At 62.6% G+C, this 15,340-nt stretch carries 14 protein-coding genes and 3 pseudogenes; 11 read left to right on the top strand and 6 right to left on the bottom strand.

Annotated elements, in window-relative coordinates; translation table 11 throughout:
• Nucleotides 1-49: 49 nt before the first annotated feature.
• The 11 genes and pseudogenes from ACFSCT_RS03020 (at nucleotide 50) to ACFSCT_RS02975 (ending at nucleotide 7,993) form a co-directional block, all read left to right on the top strand.
• Nucleotides 50-739, top strand: a complete 690-nt coding sequence (locus ACFSCT_RS03020; protein WP_379140042.1) for a Hint domain-containing protein — start codon at nucleotides 50-52, stop codon at nucleotides 737-739.
• A gap of 705 nt (nucleotides 740-1,444) precedes the next feature.
• Nucleotides 1,445-1,855: a hypothetical protein gene (locus ACFSCT_RS03015; protein ID WP_379140040.1), complete on the top strand. Its 411-nt coding sequence runs from the start codon at nucleotides 1,445-1,447 to the stop codon at nucleotides 1,853-1,855.
• A gap of 128 nt (nucleotides 1,856-1,983) precedes the next feature.
• Nucleotides 1,984-2,076: pseudogene (locus ACFSCT_RS03010) on the top strand (IS5/IS1182 family transposase); the annotation flags it as partial.
• Between the two features lie 409 nt (nucleotides 2,077-2,485).
• Nucleotides 2,486-2,665, top strand: a pseudogene (locus ACFSCT_RS19550) (IS481 family transposase); the annotation flags it as partial.
• Nucleotides 2,666-2,812: 147 nt separating this feature from the next.
• The gene (gene pqqA, locus ACFSCT_RS03005) at nucleotides 2,813-2,914 is read left to right on the top strand and encodes a pyrroloquinoline quinone precursor peptide PqqA (protein WP_181746863.1); all 102 of its coding nucleotides are present in this window, start codon (nucleotides 2,813-2,815) and stop codon (nucleotides 2,912-2,914) included.
• A gap of 9 nt (nucleotides 2,915-2,923) precedes the next feature.
• A complete protein-coding gene (gene pqqB, locus ACFSCT_RS03000; RefSeq protein WP_379140038.1) occupies nucleotides 2,924-3,808 on the top strand; it encodes a pyrroloquinoline quinone biosynthesis protein PqqB in 885 nt (294 codons plus the stop codon).
• Nucleotides 3,805-4,557, top strand: coding sequence for a pyrroloquinoline-quinone synthase PqqC (pqqC, locus tag ACFSCT_RS02995; RefSeq protein WP_379140036.1), 753 nt, complete (start codon nucleotides 3,805-3,807; stop codon nucleotides 4,555-4,557). The genes pqqB and pqqC overlap by 4 nt, the downstream gene beginning before the upstream one ends.
• Nucleotides 4,554-4,817: a pyrroloquinoline quinone biosynthesis peptide chaperone PqqD gene (gene pqqD / locus ACFSCT_RS02990; RefSeq protein ID WP_379140034.1), complete on the top strand. Its 264-nt coding sequence runs from the start codon at nucleotides 4,554-4,556 to the stop codon at nucleotides 4,815-4,817. Before pqqC ends, pqqD begins: the two co-directional genes overlap by 4 nt.
• 62 nt (nucleotides 4,818-4,879) lie before the next feature.
• Entirely contained in the window at nucleotides 4,880-5,944 is a 1,065-nt protein-coding gene (pqqE, locus tag ACFSCT_RS02985) for a pyrroloquinoline quinone biosynthesis protein PqqE (protein ID WP_379140032.1), read from the top strand.
• Between the two features lie 61 nt (nucleotides 5,945-6,005).
• Complete coding sequence (locus ACFSCT_RS02980) at nucleotides 6,006-6,713, top strand: hypothetical protein (protein ID WP_379140031.1); 708 nt, start codon at nucleotides 6,006-6,008, stop codon at nucleotides 6,711-6,713.
• 288 nt (nucleotides 6,714-7,001) lie between these two features.
• Nucleotides 7,002-7,993: pseudogene (locus ACFSCT_RS02975) on the top strand (integrase core domain-containing protein).
• Nucleotides 7,994-8,008: 15 nt separating this feature from the next.
• On the opposite strand, the gene ACFSCT_RS02970 reads toward ACFSCT_RS02975, so the two are convergent.
• The 6 genes from ACFSCT_RS02970 to ACFSCT_RS02945 all read right to left on the bottom strand — a co-directional run bounded on the left by ACFSCT_RS02970 (nucleotide 8,009) and on the right by ACFSCT_RS02945 (nucleotide 15,297).
• Nucleotides 8,009-8,998, bottom strand: a complete 990-nt coding sequence (locus ACFSCT_RS02970) for a formylglycine-generating enzyme family protein (protein WP_379140029.1) — start codon at nucleotides 8,996-8,998, stop codon at nucleotides 8,009-8,011.
• Nucleotides 8,999-9,206: 208 nt separating this feature from the next.
• Nucleotides 9,207-10,958, bottom strand: a complete 1,752-nt coding sequence (locus ACFSCT_RS02965) for an arylsulfatase (protein WP_379140027.1) — start codon at nucleotides 10,956-10,958, stop codon at nucleotides 9,207-9,209.
• Between the two features lie 78 nt (nucleotides 10,959-11,036).
• Complete coding sequence (locus ACFSCT_RS02960; protein ID WP_379140025.1) at nucleotides 11,037-12,347, bottom strand: short-chain fatty acid transporter; 1,311 nt, start codon at nucleotides 12,345-12,347, stop codon at nucleotides 11,037-11,039.
• A gap of 200 nt (nucleotides 12,348-12,547) precedes the next feature.
• Complete coding sequence (locus tag ACFSCT_RS02955; RefSeq protein ID WP_379140024.1) at nucleotides 12,548-13,762, bottom strand: NAD(P)/FAD-dependent oxidoreductase; 1,215 nt, start codon at nucleotides 13,760-13,762, stop codon at nucleotides 12,548-12,550.
• A 2-nt stretch (nucleotides 13,763-13,764) separates the two neighbouring features.
• Nucleotides 13,765-14,154, bottom strand: a complete 390-nt coding sequence (locus tag ACFSCT_RS02950) for a 2Fe-2S iron-sulfur cluster-binding protein (protein WP_465263168.1) — start codon at nucleotides 14,152-14,154, stop codon at nucleotides 13,765-13,767.
• Nucleotides 14,155-14,232: 78 nt separating this feature from the next.
• Nucleotides 14,233-15,297, bottom strand: coding sequence for a maleylacetate reductase (locus ACFSCT_RS02945; protein ID WP_379140022.1), 1,065 nt, complete (start codon nucleotides 15,295-15,297; stop codon nucleotides 14,233-14,235).
• Nucleotides 15,298-15,340 lie beyond the last annotated feature (43 nt).

The following is a 15,340-nucleotide window of genomic DNA, read 5'->3' as shown; positions in this document are numbered from 1 at the left end:
ATCGCAGATGCCAGCTTGAATCATGCTCAAAGACTGATGTGAATCCCTTTTGTCAACACAACCTAATAGCGGTTATCTCGACCCATCGCTGTCCTTCAAGCCGTCCATCTATGACATAGATATCGTCTGCTTCGCCCATGGCACGCTGATCCTGACGGACCGCGGCGCGGTCCCGGTCCAGGCACTGCGCGAGGGCGATCTGGTCGCAACGCGCGACCACGGGATGCAGCCAATCCGCTGGATCGGTTCACAGCGGCTTTCGGCGGATACGCTCATCGCGAACGAGCGGCTGCTGCCGATCCGGATCCGGCAGGGCGCCCTTGGGGCGGAGGTGCCGTCGCAAGACCTGCTCGTCTCGCCGCAGCACCGGATTCTGGTGCGCTCGCATATCGCGCGGCGGATGTTTGGAACCGACGAGGTTCTGGTGGCTGCCAAGCTGCTTTGCGCGCTTGATGGGATCGAGATCGCCGCGGGTGTCGGCGAAGTCGAATATTTCCACCTGCTCTTCGACCGGCACGAGGTCATCATTGCGAATGATGCCGAGGCGGAGTCGCTTTATACCGGCCCCGAGGCGCTGAAATCCGTAGGCCCGGCCGGCCGTGAGGAAATTCTGACCATCTTCCCCGAACTGATGGACGGCACCTTCACACCCGCGCGCCCGCTGGTTGCGGGACGCAAGGGGCGTCATCTGACGGCGCGGCATCTGCAGAACAGCCGGTCGGTTCAGGCCGCCATCTGAGAAGCATCGGATGAAAAGGGCGGGAATTTCCCCGCCCTTTTCGTTTCGCCGCAGTAGGTGGTCGCATTTGCTTCGATCGTAATGACGACCGCAGCTGTGTGATCTCTCGGATGCGGCGTTCGCCGCTTGTGCCGTATCGACCGCGGCCATTCTCGTTCTGAACGGCAGCATCTGTCAGATCGGTTTTCAGCGATACAACTACGTCGCTATCTTGGGGCGCCGAAAGTAAGGATTCGTTGTGCACGCAGATCAGCGGTCGTTGCATTGATTATAGCTTTATGCGCCGCCGGAACATCAGAGACGAATCGAAAATCTGTGTTCAAGAATGTTGTCATGGAAATGTTCCTCTCGCGAAAAAATTACCGAGATCGTTATCCGGAATACGTGACCCGATCACAGCAAGTTTTCTGAATCTCTTGGGATAATATCCACTTCTGATATCCCTGATCGGCGTGTTAACAAATATAATCCCGTACAATGACGAATACTGAGAAATATCCCCCACAGAGGTCATTGTGGGTGACACCACCCTCAGAGTAAATACGTCCTTTGGAATGGTGATCTGGTCCAGTCGAGAGGGACCATCTGCGTATATATTGATACACTTCCCAAAAGGAGAGGGATTGTCTTTGATTCTGAGTCCTTCTAAGTCGGTGTAGTTTTCACCCTCTCCCGTCAATATACTATAATCCGCACGATAATTTTGTGAAAAATATATCGATTTCGTTTTATAATAATAAGCGGCGCTATATGACACAATCCCGTTCTTTTGAACTTGCAGAGAAGATCGCCGTGCGTCGGCCAACGCATCAACCGACGTGCATGGGATCGCCCGGACTGACACCTCCCCCTGATTCGGCGGGCTGGCCGCATCGTTCTGGCTGGATTGACTCTCTGTGCATGACGGAATCAGGCAGAGAATCTGCCAATGCGATATATCTTGAAAACATGTCCATTCGGATCGCCATCATTGATCGGTCCCGGTCATGCGAGCAACCCGGCATCGCTTATGGCGGTATCGTCAAGCCTTTCGTTGACGCTGACAGCTTGAGCGTGTGTAAACGGGACTACCGCACGGGCAATGATCAGGCCAGCGCCGCAGGTTCGATAAGCTGATGGTACAACACGCCTGTTTCTTCGGCAGTTTCGATGTCCGCATGGCCCGCTGGATCAGCCGGCAGCGTGCAGAGCGCAATAGCTGCCCGAACCACCCAGAGGACGGTCGGAACAGCGATCTCGTCGTGCCGATCAGTTTCCCGATGACCGCAGGCCAGATCGGCAACTATACCGGCGCGGTCGCCCGCTTTGGCAACTTGCCAAAGGCACAGTGGCGGCTGCCCGCGGCATTGCATATGGGTGTCGGCTGCATCGTCGCCTCAAGATGCCGGAAACCGCGACTGTCGAACCAACGCCCGTTGATCCATGTAACAGGAACACCGATGACCGCGATCCTGACGCAAATGGACAAGAATCTGTCCCAAATGGCCAGCTTGGGTGTCACCTGTCACTTTGAATGTCATGCGACATGGGTAAGTAACTCAGGATAGTTTTCAAATCATTGTTTTAAAATAACTTTATTTTCCTTCCACATCGCCATCTAACTCAAACGACAGACGAATCTATCTCACAGCCTTCACGAAGCGGGTCCCGGTGCACGCTCGGGCGCAGAACAGCGGCTGTTTATCCTAGGTGTTTGATCCCACCGTTCGGTGGCGCGATCCTTTCGGCGGAATGGAAGGATGCTCTATGGGACAAGTTCGTCAAGGCAGCGCCACGACCACGCACGCTGTCCGAGCATCAATACAGCGATCGCGAGCTTCGATCGCGACGCTAAGCAGAGAACTCGGGATGAATGCCAAGACGGTTGCGACGTGGCGGAAGCGCGAGACGGTCGAGGATCTGAAGACCGGACCCGATCGACCTCGCTTCCAACCCTTACTCGCGGATTCGGAAGTGACAGCTGGGTTAAGGCCTCAGCCGTCATACCTAAGTCCGATACTATCAGCGTGCGGACCGCTGTTACCTTGTGTTGCGTCGATGACGACTCGCAACAATTGTCTGGGAGGACATCTTATGGCTTGGACGAAACCGCGCATCCGCGAAATCGCCTGCGGCATGGAAATCAACATGTACGGGCCGGCCGAGGACGAGCGGCGGGAAGACACCCTGTTCTGATCAGGACGGGTGATCGTACGGATATTGGGCGCCGGGGCGGGCGGAGGCCTGCCCCAGTGGAACTGCGGCTGCCGGAACTGTCAGGACGCCCGCGCCGGCACCTTGCCCCAGATGACGCAGTCCTCGGTGGCCGTTTCGGCTGACGAAACGGCGTGGGTCGTGCTGAACGCATCGCCCGACATCCGCAGCCAACTTGGCGCCTCGCCCGCGCTCGCGCCATCGGGTCTGCGCGGCACACCGATCTCGTCGGTGATCCTCACCAACGGGGATATCGACCACATCGCCGGCCTGCTGACCCTGCGCGAGCGAACGGCGTTCGAAATTTGCGCTACCGCGGACATTCTGGACATCCTGCGCGAGAACGGCGTTTTTCGCGTGCTCGCCAATGATCTGGTCCGCTATCGCCGGATCGAGCTTGATGCTCCCTTCTCGGCGGCGGGTCTGACCTTTCGCGCCTTCGCCGTGCCCGGAAAGGTCGCCTTGTTCAAGGAAGGCGATAAGGTCGAGACGGCGGCGATGGGTGGGCAGACCATCGGCCTGGAGATTCACGACGGGGCGAAACGGCTGTTCTATGTCCCCGGCTGTGCCGCACTGCCCGACTGGCTGGTGGCGGAACTGGCGCGGGGCGATGCGGTTCTTTTCGACGGCACCGTATGGGAGGATGACGACATGCGCAGAACCGGCACCGGCGAAAAGACCGGCACCCGCATGGGCCATCTGCCGATGAGCGGCCCCGAGGGCAGTATCGTGCGGCTGGCCGGCATCCCCGGACAGAAGATCTTCATCCACATCAACAACACGAACCCGGTCTTGCAGCCCGACAGTGCCGAGCGCGCGGCGCTCATCGCCGCCGGCTGGCGGACCGCGCAGGACGGGATGGAACTGCGGCCATGAACGTGCAGCCCGAAAAAATGCAGCCTGAGGCATTCGAGGCGCGGCTGCGCCAGATCGGGGCAGAACGCTATCACGACAAGCATCCGTTCCACGACATGCTGCATTCGGGACGTTGCACGATCGATCAGGTGCGCGCCTGGGTCATCAACCGCTATTACTATCAAAGCCGCATTCCGATGAAGGACGCGGCCTTTATCTCGCGCGTGACCGATCCGGCCCTCCGACGCGAATGGCGCTCGCGGATCGAGGATCACGACGGCCGGGCGCCGGGCGAAGGCGGCATCGCCCGCTGGCTGCGGCTGGCCGAGGGCGTGGGCCTCGACCCCGAATATGTCGCATCCGAGCGCGGCATCCTGCCCGCGACCCGGTTTGCGGTGGACGCCTATGTGCATTTCGTGCGCGAACAGCCGATGCTTCCCGCCATGGCCTCGTCGCTGACCGAGCTTTTCGCCCCCGAGATTCACAAGACCCGGATCGCCGGGCTGCTGAAGCACTATGATTTCGCCAGCCCCGACACGATCGCCTATTTCGAGCATCGCCTGTCCGAGGCGCCCAAGGACGTGGCGTTCGGGCTTGCCTGGGTCATGGATCATGCTCGGACACCTGCCGATCAGGATGCGGCCGCCGCCGCGCTGATCTTCAAGACCGACGTCCTGTGGGCGCAGCTCGACGCGCTTTATTCCGCCTATGTCGCCCCAGGACGCATCCCGCCGGGCGGCTGGCAGCCGCATGAGGGGCTTCTGGCATGACCCCCGTATTGCTGCGCGGCGTCAGGATGAAACAAGACCGGGTTCGGGATATGCCGGTGCTGCTGGGCCCCGAACGCGCGCTGATGCTGGATGCGGTCGGCGCGGCGATCCTGGCGCGCGTCGATGGCGCGCGCGATCTTGACGCGATCATCGACGATCTTGCCGCCGCCTATGATGCGCCCGCCGAGGTGATCCGCGGCGATGTCGAAGCCTTTCTGGCCGATCTCGCCGAAAAACGCCTGCTGGAGATGCAGGCATGAACGTGTCACCGGCCATGTCCCCGTCCGTTTCCACGCGACCGCGGCCGGCCCCGCCTATAGCCATGCTGGCCGAACTGACCCATCGCTGCCCGCTGGCCTGCCCCTATTGTTCAAACCCCGTCGAGATGACCGCGCGCGAGGGCGAGCTGACCACCGCGGCCTGGGCCGACATCTTCGCGCAGGCGGCAGCCTTGGGTGTCCTGCAACTTCATCTGTCCGGGGGCGAGCCGGCCTCGCGCCGCGATCTGGTCGATCTCGTCCGCGCCGCGCGCGACGCCGATCTGTATGTCAACCTGATCACCTCGGGCATCGGGCTGACCGAGGCCCGGCTGCGCGAACTGGACGCGGCGGGTGTCGATCATGTGCAACTGTCGCTGCAGGGGGTGCGGGCGGGGATCGCGGACATGATCGGCGGCTACAGGGGCGGGTTCGACCGCAAGATGCGGGTCGCCCGCGCCATTACCGAAATCGGCCTGCCGCTGACGCTGAACGCGGTGATGCACCGGCACAATCTGGACGACCTGCCCGAAACCATCGCGCTGGCCCGCGATCTGGGCGCGCGCCGGATCGAGGTCGCCTGTGTCCAGTTCCAGGGCTGGGCATTGCTCAACCGTTCGGCGCTTCAGCCGACGCGCGAACAGGTCGCCGAAGCCAAGCGGGTGGTCGAACAGGCCCGCCGGGATCTGCGCGGCGTGATGGTGATCGATTTCGTTCCGCCCGATTATTACGCCGATTATCCCAAGGCCTGCATGGGCGGCTGGGGCAGCACGGGCCTGAACGTCACGCCCGACGGCACCGTCCTGCCCTGTCACGCCGCCGAGACGATACCCGGCCTGACCTTCCAGAATGCGACGCGGACGGCTTTGGCCGAAATCTGGTATGACGGCCCCGCCTTCAACGCCTTCCGCGGCACCGACTGGATGCCCGAACCCTGCCGCAGCTGCGACCGCCGCGAAGTCGATTTCGGCGGCTGCCGGTGTCAGGCGATGGCGATCCTCGGACGGGCCGATGCCACCGATCCGGTCTGCCGCAAATCGCCGGACCGCCCTGCCGTCGACGCGCTGCTATCCGAGGAACCGAGCACCGATTTCATCTATCGCCGGCTGGAACCTGTGCGAGGCCGCTAAACGCCAACCTCGCCCAGCAGCACACGCCCCTCGCCGCTTACGATCTTTGGCATTGCCGCAGATGGACAAGCTGTTCCTGCCCGAGGATATCGACAGCTTTCTGACGGCGGTCTTCGCCAATGCCGCGATGGTTGAGATCGCTCCCGCAGGAGCATGGCCGCTGCGCAACATTGCCCATAAAGCGGCACTGCCCAATGCCGCTCTTCTCCGGGCTGTGATCTCGGGCAGGCTGAAAAAGGTCTGGAAATTGTGCGGCGTCAGCGGCCTGCAGGCAGTCTATCTGGATCTGGACGAGGTGCCGGACGCTTTCGAATCGCCGCCGCTGATCGGCCTGACGCGAGACGATCTGCGAAGGCAGTTGCATATCAATTGCTCGACCGTCAGCCTGCTGCTGAAAAGCGGCATGATCGTTCGCCAACAGTTCCCCGATCCGCGAACACGCCAGCCATTGTCTTTGATTGCAGCAGAGGAACTAGATCGTTTCCTCAACCTGCATCTACCGCTCGGGCTCATGGCCTGGCAGCTTGGAATGCAGGCGAAGCATGTCGCGGCCCCGGCTGGACAGGGCCGAGGTCTGGCCAATCCTTCTGCCCGAGCGCTGCAGCACGATCTATTTGCGCGAAGAAGCCGCCCCGGTCATCGCGATCTGATCCACGAAATCGCTCAAAACGAGCCCCCTCGATCCGTTCGGCGGGGCTTTCCCGTGCGCGCGAAAACCACCCCAAAATCCGCCAAATCAGCGGTTGAGATAGATTCGTCTGTCGTTTGAGATAGATTCACTGTCGTTTGAGTTACTTACCCATGTCGCACGACAACATCTCTGATGTCAGGCGACATGCGTAAATAACTCAGGCGAATTTTCAAATCATTGTTTTAAAGTAACTTTATTTTCCTTACGACATGGCCATCTAACTCAAGCGACACACGAATCTATCTCACAGCATCCACGAAGAGGGTCCCGGCGCACGCTCGGGCGCAGAACAGCGGCTGTTTACCCTAGTTGTTTGATCCCACTGTTTGATGGCGCGATCCTTTCGGCGGAATGGAAGGATGCTTTATGGGGCAGGTTCGTCACGGCAGCGCCACGACCACGCACGCTGTCCGAGCAGCAATAATTAGGGCCAGCCCGCCATCGGTCCGAGGGCTGCCCCGAATGATCGCAAGCTTCGATCGCGGGGCTGAGCAGAGAACTCGGGATCAATGCCAAAACGGTTGCGACGTAGCGGAAGCGCGAGAGGGTCGAGAACCTGAAGACCGGACCGGGGGAAGCCCGGTCAACCGTCCTGAGCGAGACCGAGGAGGCGATGATGGTCGCGTTTCGGCGTCATACCCTCCTGCCGTTGGACGATTGCCTCTACGCCTTGCAGCCGACCATTCCGCACCTGACCCGGTCGGCGCTGCATCGGTGCCTGCAGCGGCATGACGTCTCTCGCTTGTCGGACGTGGACGGTGACAAGCCGAAACGGTGGCGGTTCAAGCGCTATCCCATCGGCTTCTTTCACATCGACATTGCCGAGGTGCAGACTGCCGAGGGCAAGCTCTATCTTTTCGTGTCCACCAAACCGGCAGAAGCTCAGTCGCCCAACTCGTTGAAAAGGCCGATAGGCGCGCTGCCTGGGAGTTCTTGCAGCACATGCTCGAGGCCGTGCCCTATCAGCTCCATACCATCTTGACCGACAACGGCATCCGGTTCGCCGAGCAGCCGAGGACCGCAACACTATCTACTCCCGGCCGATGCGCTTCGACATGATCTGCGACGCCAATGGGATCGAGCACCGCCTGACCAAGCCCAACCACCCTTGGACCAACGGCCAGGTCGAATGGATGAACCGCATGATCAAGGACGCCACGGTGACACGCTATCACTATGACAGCCACGATCAGCTGCGCACACACTTGGCGGACTTCCACGCCGCCTACAACTGCGCCCGCAGGCTCAAGACCCTGAGGGGCCTCACCCCTTACGAATGCATCTGCACGGTCCGGACTCTAGACCCAGACAGTTTCATCCTCGGTCCGATCCACCAGATGCCAGGACTGAACACCTAGGCGGACAGCGCAACATCACCTCCCCGCGACGCGAAAGCCGATATGGCCGGTCGAACTATCGGGGTCGTTCTTGGTGCGGGAATGGACGTGATAGCGGTCGCAATAGCTGACATGGCAGAGGTATGATCCGCCGCGCTGCACCCGGGCGTGGCCTTGCGCCGGGCCGGTCGGACCCGTCAGCGGCAGGCGGGTTTGGGCGGGGCGGGGGCCGAAATAATCCGCGACCCATTCCCAGACATTGCCGGTCATGTTGAACATGCCGTAGCCGTTCGGGCGGAAGGCATCGACCGGGGCGGTGCCGGGCCAGCCGTCCTCGGCGCTGTTCTGGTCCGGAAATGTGCCCTGAAAGGTGTTCATGGCATGGGCGCCGCCGGGCATCATCTCGTCGCCCCAGGGGAACTTGCGCCGGGCAAGACCGCCGCGCGCGGCGCATTCCCATTGCGCTTCGGTGGGCAGGCTCAGCCCGGCCCAAGCGCAATAGGCCAGCGCGTCATACCAGCAGACATGGACGACCGGATGATCCAGCCGGCCGGCGATGCCGGACCCCGGCCCCTCGGGCAGATGCCAGCAGGCCCCGTCGACCCGGCGCCACCACGGCAGGCCGGGCGGCGAGACCGGCCAGAGTGCGGCATCGGTGAGGAGCAGGTGGAACACATAGCTCCAGCCCTCATGCTCGGCGACGGTGCGGTAGCCGGTCGCCTCGACAAAGCGGCGGTAATCGGCGTTGGTGACGCTGACGGGCGACATCAGGAACGGCCGCAGCTTGACCCGCAGGCGCGGGCTGTCGAGATCGGCGGCGAAGGTGGATTTCCGGGCGCCCATGTCGAAGATGCCGCCGGGGATGGGTTTGAGGCGCGCCCGCAACTCGGACCGGATCGTCTCAGGCGCGGGCGGAACGGCGCGGACGCGGTCGAGAAACAGCGCATCGCGGCCGGGTTCCGGCATGGCGCCCCGGGTGGCGCCGCAGCAGGGTTTGGCTGCGGGATCGGTCGGCGCGGTGCTCATCTGCGGTCTTCGACCGGGCTGCGGCCGCCCCGATGAAGAGGGGCGATCCGAGACAGGTTTTCCCCTTTGTCGCGCGTCACGTCATTTCCTCGCTGCATCAGGTGTTTCCGATGGTGTTGGACGATGGCGGAACATCCATGCCATGGCCATCAGTTTCATAGGCGAAATGCCCCGCAGCGCGGGGCATTCCTGCGGCGGGTTAAGGCGTCTATTGCGCCGGGTCGAAATGGGTGTCGTTGTTGGAATAATACATCTGGTCGACCAGACCTTCATTCCAGACGACGCCGTTCGCCTGCTGGTACGCGTCCCAGTCCTTCATCATTTCGGCCAACTTGTCGGGGTTTGACGCGGCCAGATCCTTGGCCTCGGCCGGGTCGGTGGACAGGTCGAACAATTCCCAGTTGCCGGTGCCGAAGGGCTTGTTGCTCCAGACCAGTTTCCAGTCCCCGTCACGGACGGCGGTGCGGCCAAACAGCTCCCAGCCAACGGTATCCTCGGCGCCGCGCGCCGCGGCCTGCCCCGACAGCGCCGCAACCTGCGAGACGCCCTTGATCGGCTCGATCTGCTTGCCCTTATACTCGGTCCCCGGCTGGGGCACCTGCGCATAATCCAGAAGCGTGGGCGCGATATCCATGACGCTCATCAGGCCGGCATTCTTGCCGGGCTTCAGCCGTCCGGGCGCGGTGACGAAGGCCGGGACATGGATGCCACCTTCATAGGTGAACCCCTTGAACATGCGGAACGGGGCCGAACTGACCTGACCCCAGACCGGGCCATAGCCGACGTAAGAGTTGGCGTTGCCGATATTGTCGGTCGAATTGTCGAAATTCTCGGCCAGCCATGCCCGGTTCTCGGCCACGGTCTGTTCGGGATCGTTGCCCTCGGCGCCGTTGTCGGACATGAACACGAAGATCGTGTTGTCGTATTTGCCGCTTTCCTTCAGGTAAGCGACGATGCGACCGACGTTATAGTCGAGCCGGTCGATCATGCCGGCATAGGTTTCCATCAGCCGCGCCTCGCGCGCCTGCTGTTCGGGGGTCAGATCCGCCCATTTCGGCCATTTGGCATTGGGGACCGCCGCTTCGGCGTCCGTGGCCAGCAGCCCCAGTTCCTTCATCCGCGCGATCCGGGCGTCGCGGATGACCTCGTAACCGGCATCGTATTTGCCGCGATACTTGTCGATCGACTCGCGCGGCGCCTGCAGGGGCCAATGCGGCGCGGTATAGGCGACATAGGCCATGAAAGGCTGATCGGCGGGTTCGGACTTCATGTATTCGATGATCTTATCGGTATAGAAATCCGTCGAATAGAACTGTTCGGGCAGGGTGAAGGGTTCCATGCCGTCGAAATAGGACGCCTTCGGGTTCTTGACCCCGGCACCGCCCTGATTGAAGTGGCTGGCCGCGCCGGCCATCATCGCCAGCGATTTCTCGAACCCGCGGCTGGCCGGCAGCAGTTCGGGCTTGGCGCCCAGATGCCACTTGCCGGCCATATAGGTGTTATAGCCGGCGTCGAGCAGATATTGCGGAAACGCTACCACGCGGTCGTTCAGAAAGCCCTCATATCCCGGCCGTCCGCGCTGTTCGTCGACCAGCAGCTCGGCCATGTTGCCGAGGCCCGCGATATGGTTGTCGGTTCCCGACATCAGCATGGAACGCGTCGGCGAACAGGCGGGTGCGGCATAGAAATTGGTCAGTTGCACGCCATCGGCGATCAGCGCGTCAAGGTTGGGGGTCGCGATCTCGCCCCCGAAGGCGCCGAGATCGGAATAGCCAAGGTCGTCGACCACCATCAGTACGATATTCGGCCTGTCGGACGCCAGCGTCTGTTGCGCCACGACCGGCGAGGTGACCATCACCCCGGCAATCGCGGCGCCCATCGTTGCGCGCGTGGCTACGCTGCGCCACGTGGCGGCAGGCGGCCGATTCCTTCTGAAATCCCGTTTCGGGTCGTTCTGCATGCTATCCTCCTGTTGCATGATTTATTCGCGTGCCGGCGTCGGTCAGCGCCGGTATTTGTCGCTGACTGATCCGGCTCTTCACCCCATCATCGAAAGCAGCACGAAAGTGCCCGCGATCAGGACGCCTGAAATCGCAAGCCAGACCAGCAAATAGCCCATGATGTCACGGGCGGTGAGCCCGGCGACGCCAAGCAGCGGTAACGCCCAGAAAGGCTGGATCTGGTTCGTCCAGCCATCTCCCCACGTGAACGCCATGATGGTCTGGGCTGGATCAGCGCCCAAGGCATAGGCCGCCTTCATCATCACCGGCCCCTGAATCGCCCATTGGCCGCCACCCGAAGGGATGAACAGATTGACGAGTCCCGCCGACAGAAATGTCAGAAGCGGAAAGCTTTGCGGTGTTGCGACCGATATGATCGCGTTTGAGAGCAGTGTCACGAGGCCGGAGCCCGTCATCATCCCGGCAATTCCGGCATAAAGCGGAAACTGGACGACGATGCCATGGGTCGCGCCGATCGCCTTCTTGACCGCCTCTGTATAGGAGGCCGCGTCGTGATGGAGTAACAGGCCCAAAGCCATAAAGGACAAAATCACTATGTTGATATTGACCGAAAATCCGTTCCTGATGAACTGCTGGCCGAGATAGGTCAGGATGAACAGGCCAAGAAGCAGGGTCGGCCAGCGGCTCAGCTCGATCCGGTCGACGGGCGCGTCGGCCGGGGTGGCGCGGTGAGGTTCGGGGCCCGTGCCCGCATCCTCCAGCCGCTCGATTGGCTCGGGCTGGCGCTGGATCAGGAAAAAGACCAGAAGTGCCAGCAGCAGCATCCCGGTCAGCAAGAGGTTCCACGGCGCGTAGAGTGTCTGGCTCATCGGGACGATGCCGATGCTCTCTTCCATGAAATGGCCGGGCGTCGCGATGATCAGCGGGATCGACGAGGACGGTCCGCGCACCAACTCGCCCCCATATGCGGCGGCGACGATCAGTGGGAAATGAACGGCGACGCGGCGTCCGATCTCGCGCGCGATAATTGCGCCGACCACCATGCCGAAGCCCCAGTTCAGGTAATAGCAGACAAAGCTGGTGATGATGGTGATGGCAAGGGCCTGTTTCGGCGTGCTGGCATGTCCGGCAAGCCATGACAACATCCGCTGCACCAGGGGTGCCATCGCCAGCACATAGCCGGTCAGCAGGACCAGCGAGACCTCCATGGCGAATTTGAACAGATCGGGAAAACCGGTCCCCCAGTAATCGACCATCTGAACCGGCGACTGACCGGCGACGAAGATCCCAAGCACAAAGACGATCGCCGTCAGCAAGAGCGCGAGAATGAAGGCGCTCGGCAGGTAGCGATGGATCAGCCGGGTCGAGAAATTCGTTATCGTTTCCACTGTCTTTCCCTCTGATGGGCGAGAGGTGAAATGGTCTCCCCTCGGCTTTCCGGAAGGCGCGCGCAACAACCGGCCTGTGGCGTTGGCCTGGGCCGACGCCGTGCCGCTGTGCGGCGGGATGGATCTGATAATCCGAATGGGTCGTGCAATTCTGCGATTGCGGTATGGCGCCCGTCACCGGACGCGGTTCGATCCTTCTGTCATGGGCTTTTCCCCGCGGCGCTTTTAGCTGCGGCCTTCAGGTCGAAGCCGGTCTCTTTCAGCAGTTCCAATGGCACCCCGATCAGTTTGCGCGCGGCGATGTGCTGGCCGGGGGCGTTGATGGTTTCGACCGCCTCCAGCCTGCCGTCGCGGAAGCACAGGACCATCGGAACGCCGTCCTGATCAATGACGATACGCTCATCGGCGTTGGCGCCGATGCCGGCGATCTGCAGCTTCAGATCGCCCTGATCGCTCCAGAACCACGGCACCGCGTCATAGGGCGCACGCGCGTCCGAGGTCAGGCGGCGCGAGATATGGCGCGCGTGATCGACGGCGGCCTGAACCGATTCCAGCCGGATCGGGGTGCCATCGGCGGCGGGAAAGTTCGCGCAGTCGCCGAGGGCCGAGATCGCCGGATCCGCCGTCAGCAGATCGGCGTCCACGACGACGCCGTTGGCGACCGGAAGCCCCGCATCGGCGGCCAGTTCGGCATTCGGGCAGACCCCGGCGGCCAGCAGGATCAGGTCGCCCGCGATCATCCGGCCATCGCGCAATGTGACGCCAAGCGCGCGCCCGTCCACCTGATCGACGCTGACCACCATCGCGTCCAGCAGCACCTCGGTCCCCATGTCGCGATGCGCGGCAAGGAAATGCGCCGACATCTCGGGCGACAGCGCGCGGGCCATCAGGCGCGGGCCGGCCTCGACCAGCGTGACACCCACGCCCATACCACGGGCGACGGCGGCGAATTCCAGCCCGATGAAACCGCCGCCGATGACCACGGCATGGCGGCAGCCGGACAGGCTGTCGCGCAACCGGGCGGCATCGGCCAGCGTGCGCAGCTGCAGGACGCCTTCGACCTCGAGCCCAGCAATCGCGGGACGCAGCGGCCGCGATCCGGTCGCGATCACCAGATGGTCATAGGGATGACGTTCACCGCCCTCGGTCAGGACCGCCTGCGCGCGGCGGTCGATCGTGGTCACCCGATCCGCGACGACGGAAATCGACGCGCGTTCATAAAAGCTTTCGGGCTTCAGCAGAACCCGGCTGGCATCGCCATCGGCCATATAGGCCTTGGACAGCGGTGGCCGCTGATAAGGCAGACCGGGTTCTTCGCCGATCAGGGTGACAGACCCGGCAAATCCGTCCTGCCGCAGGCTGGCCGCCATCTGGTAGCCGCCCTGACCGCTGCCGATGATGACCACGCGCTGCATGGTCAGATCTGCGCTTCGGGCAGATGGACGATCAGCCCGTCCAGCTCCGCCGACATCTTGATCTGGCAGGACAGGCGGCTGTTGGGGCGCACTTCCGAGGCCGCGCATTCCAGAAGTTCGCTTTCATCCTCGCTGCGGTGCCCGACCCGGTCGATCCAGGCCTCGTCGACATAGCAATGGCAGGTGGCGCACATCATCGAGCCGCCGCATTCGCCGACGATGCCGTCGACATCATGGGTCAGAGCCGCCTGCATGACGCTGTCGCCATTGCGGGCGTCGACCTCGGTCGGGCCGCCATCGGCGGCAACATAGGTGATCTTCATCATTCCTCCCTTCATCTGCGCGGTTTGCGCTGCGGTCTGACCGCCGGTGTGTTTGTCCTCGATATACATGCGCTTTCTCCTCCTCTTTTGCGGTGCTTTCCGGTCCCCGCCGTCTCTCCCCAAACGGCGGAAATGGTTTGCGCCTGCTCAGCCCGGGCTCGGCGGATTGCCGGCATAGGCGTCGGCGATCAACTGCCGCAGCGCCGCGCGTTCCAGCGGACGCGGGTTCCAATAGGGATTGGCCAGTGCCCGGTCGGTCGCCGCGTCGATGCCGGATTCGGGCATGCCCAGTTCCGCGAGCGCGCGTTTGGCGCCGATGCGCCCGGCCAGATCGTAAAGCGCCCTTGCCGGATCGTCGCTGCCGAAGGTGTCGCGCAGCCGCGCCATGACCTCGGGGATGGCCGGGGCGTTATAGGCCAGCGCGTGGGGCAGGATGACGGTATGCAGTTCCGAATGCGGCAGGTCGAACATGCCGCCCAGCGCGTGGCACAGCTTGTGATGCAGCGCCATGCCGACCGCACCGAGGCAGATACCGCAAAGCCAGGCGCCGTAAAGCGCATCGGCGCGGGCATCCTTGTCCCCGGGCGCCGCGACGACCACGGGCAGCGCATGATAAAGCGTCCCCAGCGCCTCGATGGCCATCAGGTCGGTGATCGGATTGCGGTTCTGCGCATAAAGCGCCTCGACTGCATGGGCCATGGCGTTGACGCCGCTGGTGCCGGTGATCGCCGGCGGCAGGCCGAGCGTCAGATCGACGTCATAGATCACCGTCTCGGGCAGGATGGCCGGGTCGGATCTGGTGACCTTCTCGCCATCGGCGGTCTCGCCCACCACCGGCGTCATCTCGGAGCCCGCATAGGTGGTGGGCACGATCAGCTGCGGCAGATCGGTCCGCAAAGCCAGAGCCTTCGCGAGCCCGGTGGTCGAGCCGCCGCCGATGGCGACGAAGCCGTCGATCCGCTGATCCCGCACGAGCTTCAACGCTGCCTCGGTCACCGAAACCGGGGTGTGCATCGTGGCGCCGGTAAAAAGATGCGCAGCGCTTTCGCCCAGCATCGCAGCGATCTCGCGGCCCTCGGCCTCCTGATGCGGGGTGGTCAGGACCATCGCGCGCCGGATGCCAAGGCGGCCAACCTCATCGGGCAGGCGCGCAATGGTGCCGGACCCGAAAACCACCCGCGCGGGCAGACCGATATAGGTGAAATCGCGCATGTTCCGTGTCTCCGTTCTGAAAGAGAGAGAGGCGAAGCCCGCT

Origin of the sequence: Paracoccus pacificus (assembly GCF_042680785.1) — a bacterium.
Taxonomy (GTDB): domain Bacteria; phylum Pseudomonadota; class Alphaproteobacteria; order Rhodobacterales; family Rhodobacteraceae; genus Paracoccus; species Paracoccus pacificus.
Note: the sequence above shows the minus strand (reverse complement) of the source record. Positions and strands in the feature narration are given on the sequence as shown.

Bases quoted from the DNA above. Each gene is read 5' to 3' on its own strand.
- pqqA (WP_181746863.1), top strand. From the start codon at position 2,813: ATGGCTTGGACGAAACCGCGCATCCGCGAAATCGCCTGCGGCATGGAA.
- pqqC (WP_379140036.1), top strand. From the start codon at position 3,805: ATGAACGTGCAGCCCGAAAAAATGCAGCCTGAGGCATTCGAGGCGCGG.
- pqqD (WP_379140034.1), top strand. From the start codon at position 4,554: ATGACCCCCGTATTGCTGCGCGGCGTCAGGATGAAACAAGACCGGGTT.
- pqqE (WP_379140032.1), top strand. From the start codon at position 4,880: ATGCTGGCCGAACTGACCCATCGCTGCCCGCTGGCCTGCCCCTATTGT.
- ACFSCT_RS02980 (WP_379140031.1), top strand. From the start codon at position 6,006: ATGGACAAGCTGTTCCTGCCCGAGGATATCGACAGCTTTCTGACGGCG.
- ACFSCT_RS02970 (WP_379140029.1), bottom strand. From the start codon at position 8,998: ATGAGCACCGCGCCGACCGATCCCGCAGCCAAACCCTGCTGCGGCGCC.
- ACFSCT_RS02965 (WP_379140027.1), bottom strand. From the start codon at position 10,958: ATGCAGAACGACCCGAAACGGGATTTCAGAAGGAATCGGCCGCCTGCC.
- ACFSCT_RS02955 (WP_379140024.1), bottom strand. From the start codon at position 13,762: ATGCAGCGCGTGGTCATCATCGGCAGCGGTCAGGGCGGCTACCAGATG.
- ACFSCT_RS02950 (WP_465263168.1), bottom strand. From the start codon at position 14,154: ATGTATATCGAGGACAAACACACCGGCGGTCAGACCGCAGCGCAAACC.
- ACFSCT_RS02945 (WP_379140022.1), bottom strand. From the start codon at position 15,297: ATGCGCGATTTCACCTATATCGGTCTGCCCGCGCGGGTGGTTTTCGGG.